This window comes from Ruegeria sp. HKCCA0370 (assembly GCF_013033705.1).
In the GTDB taxonomy this organism is placed as follows: Bacteria; Pseudomonadota; Alphaproteobacteria; order Rhodobacterales; family Rhodobacteraceae; genus Ruegeria.
Genome location: NZ_WQEP01000006.1, coordinates 257164 through 268406, shown reverse-complemented (window position 1 = coordinate 268406; position 11243 = coordinate 257164). Strand labels below are relative to the sequence as shown.

Genomic DNA, 11243 nt, shown 5'->3' with positions numbered 1-11243 from the left:
GACGTGACCGGCACCGTGACCCTGGCCGAAGGCACCGAGATGGTCATGCCCGGCGACAACGTGTCGTTCGGCGTTGAGCTGATCGCGCCCATCGCGATGGAAAACGGCCTGCGTTTCGCGATCCGCGAAGGCGGCCGCACCGTCGGCGCCGGCGTTGTGTCGAAAATCATCGAGTAATTCGCGCAAGCGAATGATCAGACGGAAAGGGCGTCCCGCGGGGCGCCCTTTTTGTTAGGATTCAAATGCCATGCTTCCCTCGATTTCGAGATAGCAAGCCAATACGCCAAGCTTGCGTTGAACGGCGACCCTCGACAAAATTGCAGTCAGAAATGTCCTGTAGGGGAGGATGGTGGGATGACCAAGCATGTTGAAATCGGCCGGACTGGAGTCAGGCTGCCGCAAATAGGGTTCGGTTCAACAGGTCTGGGAAGCATACCTCAGATATATGGTTACGAGGTAGACGAAGGCCGTGCGCTGGACACAATAAGGGCAATTCTCCAGCGCCCGGATGGCTTCATTGACACAGCGCGTGGGTACGCGATGGGTCGAAGTGAAGAGCGTATCGGGCAAGTCATTCGTGAACTGGGGGGGTGGCCTGAAGGCCGGGTTCTGTCCACGAAACTGGACCGGGACATGGAGAGCAACAGGTTTGATGCGACACAAGCGCGAAGGTCACTTGAAGCAAGTCTTCAGGCCCTCGGGGTGGAACAGGTGGATATTCTCCATCTACATGACCCCGAATACGCTGCAGATATTTCAGAGGTGACCGGCACCGGCGGTGCACTTGATGAGCTGTTCCGGATCAAGGAAGAAGGTTTGGCGAAGGCAGTGGGGCTTGCAGGCGGCCGGATTGACGTCCTGATGCCGATGCTGCGTGATCGCGAGTTTGACGTCCTTCTGACACACAACAGGCATACGTTGGTCAACGTGAACTCCGCTCCAATGATCGAGCTTGCGCGATCCAAAGGTGTGGAGGTTCTGAATGCGGCGCCCTATTCCGGAGGAATTCTGGCCAAGGGAAGTTCTGCTCATCATTATTACGTCTATCAGCAGGCGACCGAAGCCGTTCTGGGCCCGGTTCGTGCTGTTGAGAGTATCTGTTCTCGTTACGATGTACCGTTGGGGGCGCTTGCGTTGCAGTTCTCAGTCAAGAACGCAGACATTGCTTCAACAATCTGCGGTGCGACATGGCCGCAACATGTAAACCAAACATTCGAATGGGCCAACTGGGCTATTCCGGATGCGGTTTGGAGCGAGTTGGCGGAACTGGGTCAATCCCAAAACGATCCTGAAACTGGGTAGGGTCTATCGGTTTTTACGTTGCGCGGTGGCTCATCACCCATTTTACAAACTGTATTGGGGTCCTGGTCGCATTTCGCCCTCCTGCCAAGTCCTGCGAACCTCACCAATACACGCGGGTTCTCAACAAGAACGTCAAGGTGGGATGTTTCCCGCCAATTGGGTTTGATGAAGGGTGGTGATGCGCGTCTGTCATCCTCTCAACCGCAAAGTCAAGGAAACGGGCAGAGCGCCTTATTTGGTCGCGTTCCGCGCGGACTGTAGTCCTTGTTTGACAAGGGCTGCGATCCGCACCGGCGGCTGACAGTCTTGCTGACAGCCGCCGGTGATTGCAAATCAGGACAGCGCTGATTCAGCAGCTGCCCGGACGGCACGGATGTTGTCTCCGTAGATCTGTGGGGTTGAAACCGAACCGCCCTTGAACACCGCGGAACCGGCCACCAGCACATCCGCACCTGCCGCTGCCACCAGCGGAGCGGTTTTCGGGTCGACGCCACCGTCGATTTCAATATGCACCGGACGATCACCGATCATCTGACGCAGTTTTTTGACCTTGCCGGTCATGTCGATGAATTTCTGGCCCCCAAAGCCGGGGTTCACGGTCATCACGCAAACCAGATCCGAGAGGTCCAGCAGATGCTCGACCGCTTCGGCAGGGGTGCCGGGGTTCAGGGCAACGCCGGCTTTCATTCCGGCGCCGCGAATGGCCTGCAAGGTGCGATGGGTGTGGGGGCCAGCCTCGACATGTGCGGTCAGAATGTCCGCTCCGGCATCGGCATAGGCCTGGATGTAGGGATCGACCGGCGTGATCATCAGGTGAACGTCCATGACCGTTTTCACATGCGGGCGAAACGCTTTCACGGCCGGAGGGCCAAAGGTCAGGTTTGGAACGAAATGGCCATCCATCACGTCAACATGAACCCAGTCGGCGCCCTGCGCTTCGATGGCCTGAATTTCCTGCCCGAAATTGGCGAAATCGGCGGACAGGATAGACGGCGCGATCTTGATGGTGCGGTCAAAGCTCATGGTGGCCTCGTATCAGCTGAAGAGTCGCGGATGCGTATACCCCTGCGCCGGTGGGATGGATAGCCCCCGCAAACGCCGTGTTGCCACAAAACTCTCACCGCGCGGCTTCTGACCCAATGGGCTGAGACCTGGGATCGGCGGTCGGTTGCGGCTGAGAACCTGTGTTCGCTTATGCCTCGTTCAGGGTCAGCGTTACACGCTCACCCGCGAAAACCGTGCGGCCGTATTCGACTGGCCGTCCATCCGGGTCGGCATTGACGCCGACCGAGAAGAGAACAGGAGCACCTTCAGACAATTGAAGTTGCAGCGCCTGCGTTGCAGTCGCCCCGCGCGCGGTCAGGCGAGTCGACACGCGGACGTAATCCCTGACGCCGCAGGCTTGCAGCGCTTTGGTGACGGATTGGGTTACGGTCAATGTCTGCAAGATTTCAGGAAACCGTTCCGCGGGGAAAACGCTCTGAAACAGGGCTATGGGCTGCCCGTCCGCCAGGGACAATCCGTCATAGACGTGCACTGGATCACCCTTGTTCAGGCCCAGAGCTTCGGCTTCGGCTTCATCGGCGACGCGCGTGGTCAAAGCCAGGATTTTCTTGCCCGGTATCTTGCCGCTGGCCGAGATGTTTTTGTGATAACGCACCCTTTTGCCGATCGGGTAATCCGTTGGCCGTGCCGCAACAAAAACGCCTGCACCGCGCCGAGCGTGTACCAGACCCTGATCAGACATGTCAGCCAAAGCGCGCCGTACCGTGTGGCGGTTGACGCCATAGGTGGCGGCCAGCTGGGCTTCGGTCGGCAGGCGATCTCCGGTTTGATAGCGCCCCTCGGCGATGTCCGAGGTCAGGCGCAGGGCAATACTTTTCCAGATCGGCGTTTTGCTCATTTCACCAAACCTTCAAACGGTCGCAGATTGCATTTTGACAACCTGTCAGTTAGTATTTGTCTAGTTGTATAGTTTACCTAGACAACCTGTCCAAGAGGCTTTGATGGCAAATCAGGCGGAAATCGGGATCAAGGCACGGAAGGATTGGATGGGTCTGCTGGCGCGCGCGCCGGACGTCGCCCTGATGACGCTGTGGGACGGCATTCAGGATTGCCCGAGTTTCGAATGGCTGCGCAGGCCCGAAGTGGGTGGTGTCATGGTGCGTGGCCGCATCGGAGGAACCGGCGCTTTGTTCAACCTGGGTGAAATGACCGTTACGCGCTGCTCGGTCGTGTTGCAGGATGGTACGGTCGGTCACGGATATGTTCAGGGCAGGTCGAAATCCAAGGCAGAAGCCGCGGCACTGATTGATGCGATGATGCAGACGGCCGCTGCTGATGATTTGCAGACACGGCTGCTTGATCCGCTGAGGCTGCAAATGCAGTCGATCAAGACAGCGCGCGCCGCAAAGGCAGCGGCCACCAGGGTCGAGTTTTTCACGCTGGTTCGGGGGGAAGACTGATGCCTGATCAAATGCGGTTCTTGGGTGGCTTTCAAGACGCAGCTATCGATGCGGCACATGCATTCCGCGCGGCCATGACCGTCATGGCGCGTCCGGGTGAAATCCGCGCGCTGGCTGGCTGTGAACCACCCGCGCCCTTGTCCGTCGCGGCTGGCACGCTGCTCGTGACGCTTTGCGACGCCGAGACAAATGTTCACCTGGCGGGTGAAGCCGATACCGGTTCGGTGCGCAAATGGCTGACCTTTCACACGGGTGCACCGATAGTGGCGGCGGAAGAGGCTGATTTTGCCCTTGGCACGTGGGATGCATTGGCGCCGCTCAAAACCTATCGTATCGGGACGCCGGAATACCCGGACCGGTCCGCGACGCTTGTTGTGGAATGCAGGCGGCTGGAGCAGAATGGTGCGGTTCTGAGCGGCCCCGGCATCCGGGACACGGCGCGGCTTTCTCTGCCGGATGTTCAGGCTCTTCAGAACAATGCGCTGCTTTACCCTTTGGGGTGTGATTTTTTCTTTACCTGCGGTGAGGCGGTCGCGGCTCTGCCGCGTAGCACGCAAATCAGGTCCAGGGGGTAAGCCATGTATGTCGCTGTCAAAGGAGGCGAAAAAGCCATCGAGAATGCCCATGCGTGGCTTGCCGAAGAACGCCGCGGTGCAACAGATGTCGCGGAACTGAGCCTTGCGCAGATCCGTGAACAGTTGAGCCTTGCGGTGAACCGGGTCATGGCCGAGGGGTCGCTGTACGATCCCGACCTTGCTGCGCTGGCGATCAAACAGGCACGCGGCGATCTGATCGAAGCGGTTTTCCTCGTCCGCGCTTACCGCACGACCCTGCCTCGTTTCGGCTGTTCCAATCCCGTCAAAACCGGCGACATGGTCTGTGATCGCCGGGTCTCGGCCACGTTCAAAGATGTTCCCGGTGGTCAGGTTCTGGGGCCAACCTTCGACTACACCCACCGACTGCTGGATTTCAAGCTGGCGGCCGAGGGCGAAGTTCCAAAGGCGCCTGAAGGCCCCGTGCGGCTGGAACCGACGCCACATATTACCGCATTCCTGAAAGGCGAGGGTATCATTCAGGATGAACCTGCCCGCGATGACGTTCCGGGCGATCTGACCCGTGAACCGATGGAGTTCCCGTCCACCCGCCCGGTGCGCCTTCAGTCGCTGACTCGTGGGGATGAGGGCTTTGTGCTGGGCATGGCTTATTCGACCCAGCGCGGTTACGCCCGCAACCACGCCTTTGTCGGAGAATTGCGTATCGGCAAGGTCGTGGTTGAGCTGGACATCCCCGAGTTGGGCTTTGCCATCGACATTGGCGAGGTCGAGCTGACCGAATGTGAAACGGTGAACCAGTTCACCGGTTCGAAAACGGAACCGCCGAAGTTCACGCGGGGATATGGGCTGGTCTTTGGCCAGTCTGAACGAAAATCCATCGCGATGGCGCTGGTCGATAGGGCCTTGCGGTGGGAAGAGTTGGGTGAAGACAACGTGGGTGCGCCCGCGCAGGATGAAGAATTTGTCCTGAGCCATGCGGACAACATTCAGGCCACCGGCTTTCTCGAACATATCAAGCTGCCGCATTACGTCGATTTCCAGTCCGAGCTGGAACTGGTCCGCAAACTGCGTCGAAAGGCCGAAGAGCGCATGTCAGAGGAGGCCATGGAATGAAAGCCGTCGTTTTTGATATCGGAAACGTGCTGGTCAAATGGGATCCGCATCTGGCATGGCTGGAGGAGATGGGCAGCCGCGAGGCGGTGGCAGAGTTCCTGGCGCGCATCAATTTCCCCGAACGCAACCTGCGGGCCGATGGAGGAGAGATGTTCGCCGATCTGGCCGCTGAACTGGAAAATGCGGAAGATCGGCAGCGCCTCAGTGTTTACGTTGAACGTTATGCCAGAACCGTTCCGCGAAAGATCGAGGGAAGCTGGCGCCTGCTTTACCGCCTGAAAGAGAAAGGCACTCCGGTTCACGCGATCACCAATTGGGCAGCGGAAACCTGGCCTGTCGGCGTGGGGGCACATCCCAAATTGGGCGAAGTGTTTGGTGTCACCGTCGTGTCGGGGCAGGAGAAGCTTTTGAAGCCTCAGCCAGAGATTTTCCATCTGCTGTGCAAGCGGGCCGGGCTTTCACCCGAGAACTGCATTTTCATCGATGACGGGCCGCACAATGTCGAAGGCGCGCGTGCGGTGGGCATGGATGGGATCCACTTCACCGCGCCGCACGCGCTTGAACGCGCTCTTTCAGAAAGAGGCTGCTTATGAGCGCGTACAATTTCGCCTATCTGGACGAACAAACCAAGCGAATGATCCGGCGGGCGATCCTCAAGGGCCTGGCCATACCGGGGTATCAGGTGCCGTTTGCCAGCCGCGAGATGCCGATGCCCTATGGCTGGGGTACCGGGGGCGTACAGGTTTCAGCCGCGACGTTGACGCCCGAGGATACGTTCAAGGTGATCGATCAGGGCGCAGACGACACGACCAACGCTGTATCCATCCGCAAGTTCTTTGAAAACACCGCAGGGGTCGCCACCACGGAAAAGACGGAACAGGCCACAATCATTCAGACCCGCCACCGCATCCCCGAGGCAAAACTGCGCGAAGACCAGATCATCGTTTATCAGGTGCCGATTCCCGAACCTTTGCGCTTTTTGGAACCGCGCGAGACCGAGACGCGCAAGATGCACAGTCTTGAGGAATACGGGCTGATGCATGTGAAATTGTACGAGGACATCAGTCAGCACGGAGCGATTTCGACCGCTTATGCCTATCCTGTGAACGTGGCTGGACGCTATGTCATGGACCCGTCCCCAATTCCGAAATTCGACAATCCAAAGCTTGAGATGGACGCGATCCAGCTGTTTGGCGCCGGGCGCGAGCAGCGCATTTATGCGGTGCCACCGCATACCAGGGTCGTGAGCCTCGATTTCGAGGACTACCCGTTCGAGGCCACCAAGGCCGATCATCCCTGCGACCTGTGCGGGGCCGAAGACAGCTATCTGGATGAGGTCATCATGGATGACGCTGGCAACCGGATGTTTGTCTGTTCCGACACGGATTACTGCCGGTCACGCCGTGAGGCGGGGCATGCAGGCCGATTGGTCGGAAAGAACGCGCAATGACTCCTTTGTTGCAAGTCAAGGGCGTTGAAAAACGCTATGGCCGCCGGATCGGATGCGCGGATGTGAATTTTGATCTCTTCCCCGGAGAAGTGATGGGAATCGTTGGTGAAAGTGGGTCCGGCAAGTCGACCTTGCTCAACTGTATGGCCGGTCTTCTGAAGCCTGACGCCGGGCAGGTGATCTTTGATACCCGTGCAGACGGCCCGGTCGATACGGTCACAATGTCCGAGCCAGAGCGCCGGATGCTGAGCCGCACCGACTGGGCCTTTGTCCATCAACACGCACGCGACGGGTTGCGGATGTCTGTCAGCGCCGGAGGCAACATCGGCGAGCGGCTGATGGCCGTCGGCGGTCGCCACTATGGCAGCATTCGGGGCAAGGCCATTGACTGGCTGGGCCGGGTCGAGATTGACGAGAGCCGCGTCGATGACCGCCCCAGCGCGTTTTCAGGCGGGATGCAGCAACGTTTGCAGATTGCGCGCAATCTGGTGACAGGTCCTCGGCTGGTGTTCATGGACGAACCGACCGGTGGTCTGGATGTGTCGGTGCAGGCGCGTTTACTGGATTTGTTGCGCGGACTTGTACGTGAAATGAGGTTGAGTGCGATCATCGTCACCCATGATCTTGCCGTGGTGCGTCTGCTGGCGGACCGGTTGATGGTGATGAAAAGCGGCCGCGTGGTCGAGGCCGGGCTGACGGATCAGGTGCTGGACGACCCGCAACATGCCTATACGCAGTTGCTGGTATCCAGCGTTTTGCAGGTTTGAGGCTTTGGGGAAAGATGAAGCGATGATTGAACTTGTTGATGTCAGCAAAAGCTTCACCCTGCACAATCAGGGCGGCGCCACGATCCCGGTGGTGAAAGGCGCGTCTCTGAAAGCGGAGCCGGGTGAGTGCGTCGCCCTGACCGGGCCGTCGGGTGCAGGCAAATCCACGCTGATGCGTGTGATCTACGGCAACTATCTGGCGGCCACTGGTCAGGTGCTGGTCGCAGGGTTGGACGTGGCCAGGGCTGAACCGCGGCAGATCCTGTTGCTGCGTCGTGACACCTTGGGCTATGTCAGCCAGTTCCTGCGGGTCGTGCCTCGGGTGCCGACGCTGGACGTTGTGGCAGAGCCGCTGCTGGCTGTGGGCTGTGACAGGCAAGTGGCAACGGACAGGGCAGCCGGATTGCTGAAACGGCTGAATATTCTCGAACGTCTGTGGACCCTCAGCCCGACGACCTTCTCGGGCGGCGAAAAGCAGAGAGTGAACATTGCGCGGGGCTTTGCGCATGAATATCCGGCAATGCTGTTGGATGAACCGACCGCAAGCCTGGATGCGCAGAACCGGGAAACCGTTTTGTCCCTGATCGAAGAGGCCAAGAACAAGGGCGTGACGATTGTCGGGATTTTTCACGATCTCGACGCACGCGAACGGGTCTGTGACCGCGAGGTCGATGTCTCGGACTTCACGCCGGGGATGGCTGCATGACGTTTGCTCCGGTTATAGCGGTCGTGGGTCCTTCGGGTGTCGGAAAGGACAGCGTAATGAACTCGTTGGTGGCCCGGGCGCCGGGTGTTCAGCGGCAGCGGCGGGTGATTACCCGTCCCGAAGGCGAAGACGGCGAAGATTTCGACCGGGTCTCGGTCGATATATTTCAGCGAATGGAACGGGATGGTGCGTTTGCGCTGAGTTGGCATGCGCATGGGCTGTATTACGGCGTGCCGAAGACGATCACGCGGCAGCGGCAGGTGGCCGAGGCGGTTCTGGTCAACCTGTCACGAACGGTGTTGCTTGAGGCGCAGGAGGTGTTTGGTGATCTGATCGTTATTTCCCTGACGGCAAAGCCCGAGGTTCTGTCTGAACGCTTGTCCTTAAGAGGGCGGGAAAGCAAGGCGGAACAGACGCGGCGTCTGGACCGGGCCCAAACGTCTTTGCCCAACGGTTTGAACCGGGTCTTGGAAATCGACAACTCCGGTGCGATGGAAGATACGGTTGCTGAAATCCTGTCGCAGCTTCAACCGGAGAGCGCGTAGCGATGGATCAGGTGAAACCGCCCGTCCTCAGCCTCGCCCGCAAGGGCCAGATCCGTGATCTGGAAGGGCTGCGGCAGCAATGGGGCCAGATGGGTTTGCAGCGCGTTCCGAGTTGCTCTCAGGGTCGGTTTGTCCAGCTTGCCGCTCAGCGTGATGTGAAAGCGGAACGCGTCCAGTACGTAAGGATAGCCCCACTGAACCAGGTTGGCGTCTTGCTTCGGGGTCAACCCGGCGGCGCGGCGGCGGGCCAGTTCGGCCTCGGAGGTGGGCGCACGAAAACAGTCCAATTCCCGAACACAGGCCGCGGCAAGCGCATTCAGTGCCCGCGTCTCACCCAACGGACGCAGGGCCAGAAAGCGCCCAAACCGGGCGATCTCGAGGCCATCCAGCGACACAGGTGGTTGGCGGGAGGCGAGCGAGCTGCAAGCCTTTTGCAGGGCTTCGTACGTTTTGCCGTCGCGCAGTCTGAACGGTGGCTTCAGTGTCGCGTGCAGCCCGTACTTGCGCGGCACCTCCGTGACGGCGGCAACGTCGATGCCTTCGACAATCGGATGGGCAACCGGCTTTCCCGCCTCCATGTCCCAACCCAGCCAGCTGGTTGCAAATTTCGCCCATTCCTTTCCCGCGGGCTTCGCAAAATAGATCGCGTATCGCGTGAATGTCATATCGGCCTCCTCTTGCGTGGCCTTCCTCGGTCTCAACATGCGTGAAGTTCAGATGACAGAAGACTTGATCCTTGCCAATGCCACGCTTGTATTGCCGAATGAAACCGTAACCGGCACTGTCCGGATTGTGGGTGAGGCCATCGCTGAAATCGACACCGGAAACAGGGTTCCCGCGGGCGCGATAGATTGCGAAGGCGACTATGTCAGCCCAGGGCTTGTCGAATTGCACACGGACAACCTTGAACGTCACATTCAACCGCGCCCACAGGTGAACTGGCCCCATGCCGCTGCAATTCTTGCGCATGATGCGGAATTGGCCGGCGCCGGGATCACGACAGTGTTCGATGCCATGCGGGTTGGATCGATCCCGTCGGGCGCGCGGCGGTATGGGAAATACGCCCGCGGCCTGTCGCAGGAGTTGTGGGATCTGCGCGAACAGGATGCGCTCAAGATCAGCCACTTTCTGCACTTGCGGGCCGAGGTGTGTTCGGAAACTCTGGTTGAAGAGCTGAGCGAATTTGGACCGGAAGACAGGGTTGGCATTGTGTCCATAATGGATCACACACCCGGTCAGCGTCAGTTTCGAGATATGGGCAAGCTGGAGACCTTTCTGAAGGGCAAATATGCCATGGATGATGACACGTTCTTTCAGCACGTGGCGCAATTGAAAGGGCTTCGAGATCGCAATGGCGCACTGCACGAGGTCGAAGCTGTCAAAGCTGCCCGCCGTTTCGGAGCAGTATTGGCCAGCCATGACGACACGACTGAAGATCAGGTGAAAGTGTCCGCAGGTCACGGTATCCGTCTGGCCGAGTTCCCCACGACCGTCGAGGCGGCACGCGCCTGCCACGAAAACGACATTCAGATCATGATGGGTGCGCCGAACATAATCCGTGGGGGATCGCATTCTGGCAATGTTGCGGCCCACGAGCTGGCCCAGCTTGGGTATCTGGACATCCTGTCTTCGGATTATGTGCCGTCGGCCTTGTTGCTTTCGGCGGTTAGGCTGGGCGAGATCTGGGGCGACATGGCGCGGGGGATGAAGACGGTAACGCTGGCCCCGGCTCGGGCCGCAGGGTTGGAGGAGCGGGGCGAGTTGCGCGCCGACGCCCGCGCCGATGTCATCCGCTTCCGGATGCGCGCGGGTGTACCCGTCCCGAGTTCGGTCTGGGTGCGCGGTCGACGCGTGGCGTGATCAGGCCGTGTAGAACAGGTAACGGTCCGGGGCGATTGTCTTGGGCCCCTGGATCTGGGCAAAGCCGACCAGGGGCTGACCTGAAATCAACAACCCTCCGGGCTGCATGACTTTCGCGATCAGCGGGCTGAGCCGCTCTGCTTCGGCAACGTCCTCGTGCTTGATGCCGCGTCCGAAATCGTAATGCGCCAGCGCGATCCGATGCCCGCCGGCTGCCAGTCTGTGCAGCATTGGTTCGGCTTCACCCATCAGGAAATCCTCGGCCGGGGGCGTGCTGTCCGGATGGCATTGCAGGACCCGGTCCATCACCCAGATCCGGCGTTCTGGCAGGATTTCACGCAGGTGATCATAGGTGCGGCCATTGCCCAACCCCATGTCCAGCACATCGCCCGGCTGACCGCTGATCCGCTCGGCTGCCCAGTTCAGTCCGTCACGTTGGGCCGTCAGTCGGCGCAGCATGGAATCCAATCGGCTCATGGTG

General features: G+C 59.6%; 14 protein-coding genes and 1 pseudogene. 11 read left to right on the top strand and 4 right to left on the bottom strand.

The window, feature by feature from the left end:
- Nucleotides 1-177 (top strand): annotated as a pseudogene (tuf, locus tag GOW31_RS14580) (elongation factor Tu); the annotation flags it as partial.
- 177 nt (nucleotides 178-354) lie between these two features.
- A complete protein-coding gene (locus GOW31_RS14575; RefSeq protein ID WP_171171012.1) occupies nucleotides 355-1302 on the top strand; it encodes an aldo/keto reductase in 948 nt (315 codons plus the stop codon).
- Nucleotides 1303-1635: 333 nt separating this feature from the next.
- Here GOW31_RS14575 and rpe read toward each other — a convergent pair whose 3' ends face one another.
- Together rpe and phnF are read right to left on the bottom strand one after the other, a co-directional pair.
- The gene (gene rpe, locus GOW31_RS14570) at nucleotides 1636-2325 is read right to left on the bottom strand and encodes a ribulose-phosphate 3-epimerase (protein ID WP_171171010.1); all 690 of its coding nucleotides are present in this window, start codon (nucleotides 2323-2325) and stop codon (nucleotides 1636-1638) included.
- 169 nt (nucleotides 2326-2494) lie between these two features.
- Nucleotides 2495-3205, bottom strand: coding sequence for a phosphonate metabolism transcriptional regulator PhnF (gene phnF / locus GOW31_RS14565; RefSeq protein WP_171171008.1), 711 nt, complete (start codon nucleotides 3203-3205; stop codon nucleotides 2495-2497).
- Nucleotides 3206-3308: 103 nt separating this feature from the next.
- Here phnF and phnG point away from each other — a divergent pair, with 103 nt between their 5' ends.
- Genes phnG through phnN form a run of 8 tightly spaced genes read left to right on the top strand, consistent with a single transcriptional unit; the run spans nucleotide 3309 to nucleotide 8902 of the window.
- A complete protein-coding gene (gene phnG / locus GOW31_RS14560) occupies nucleotides 3309-3767 on the top strand; it encodes a phosphonate C-P lyase system protein PhnG (protein WP_171171006.1) in 459 nt (152 codons plus the stop codon).
- Nucleotides 3767-4342, top strand: coding sequence for a phosphonate C-P lyase system protein PhnH (gene phnH, locus GOW31_RS14555; protein ID WP_171171003.1), 576 nt, complete (start codon nucleotides 3767-3769; stop codon nucleotides 4340-4342). Before phnG ends, phnH begins: the two co-directional genes overlap by 1 nt.
- A gap of 3 nt (nucleotides 4343-4345) precedes the next feature.
- A complete protein-coding gene (locus GOW31_RS14550) occupies nucleotides 4346-5434 on the top strand; it encodes a carbon-phosphorus lyase complex subunit PhnI (RefSeq protein ID WP_171171001.1) in 1089 nt (362 codons plus the stop codon).
- Complete coding sequence (locus GOW31_RS14545) at nucleotides 5431-6027, top strand: HAD family phosphatase (protein WP_171170999.1); 597 nt, start codon at nucleotides 5431-5433, stop codon at nucleotides 6025-6027. Before GOW31_RS14550 ends, GOW31_RS14545 begins: the two co-directional genes overlap by 4 nt.
- Nucleotides 6024-6884: an alpha-D-ribose 1-methylphosphonate 5-phosphate C-P-lyase PhnJ gene (locus GOW31_RS14540; protein WP_171170997.1), complete on the top strand. Its 861-nt coding sequence runs from the start codon at nucleotides 6024-6026 to the stop codon at nucleotides 6882-6884. The genes GOW31_RS14545 and GOW31_RS14540 overlap by 4 nt, the downstream gene beginning before the upstream one ends.
- Entirely contained in the window at nucleotides 6881-7651 is a 771-nt protein-coding gene (phnK, locus tag GOW31_RS14535) for a phosphonate C-P lyase system protein PhnK (RefSeq protein ID WP_171170995.1), read from the top strand. Before GOW31_RS14540 ends, phnK begins: the two co-directional genes overlap by 4 nt.
- A gap of 22 nt (nucleotides 7652-7673) precedes the next feature.
- A complete protein-coding gene (phnL, locus tag GOW31_RS14530; protein WP_171170992.1) occupies nucleotides 7674-8357 on the top strand; it encodes a phosphonate C-P lyase system protein PhnL in 684 nt (227 codons plus the stop codon).
- On the top strand, nucleotides 8354-8902 hold the full coding sequence (phnN, locus tag GOW31_RS14525) for a phosphonate metabolism protein/1,5-bisphosphokinase (PRPP-forming) PhnN (protein WP_171170991.1): 549 nt from the start codon (nucleotides 8354-8356) through the stop codon (nucleotides 8900-8902). Before phnL ends, phnN begins: the two co-directional genes overlap by 4 nt.
- On the opposite strand, the gene GOW31_RS14520 is transcribed toward phnN, so the two are convergent.
- Nucleotides 8884-9567 (bottom strand): DUF1045 domain-containing protein, encoded by a 684-nt coding sequence (locus GOW31_RS14520; RefSeq protein WP_171170988.1) that lies wholly within the window; start codon nucleotides 9565-9567, stop codon nucleotides 8884-8886. The two genes, phnN and GOW31_RS14520, sit on opposite strands and share 19 nt — an antisense overlap.
- A 52-nt stretch (nucleotides 9568-9619) precedes the next feature.
- On the opposite strand from GOW31_RS14520, the gene GOW31_RS14515 reads away from it, so the two are divergent.
- Complete coding sequence (locus tag GOW31_RS14515) at nucleotides 9620-10762, top strand: alpha-D-ribose 1-methylphosphonate 5-triphosphate diphosphatase (protein WP_171171025.1); 1143 nt, start codon at nucleotides 9620-9622, stop codon at nucleotides 10760-10762.
- On the opposite strand, the gene GOW31_RS14510 is transcribed toward GOW31_RS14515, so the two are convergent.
- Nucleotides 10763-11239, bottom strand: coding sequence for a class I SAM-dependent methyltransferase (locus GOW31_RS14510; protein ID WP_171170986.1), 477 nt, complete (start codon nucleotides 11237-11239; stop codon nucleotides 10763-10765).
- Nucleotides 11240-11243 lie beyond the last annotated feature (4 nt).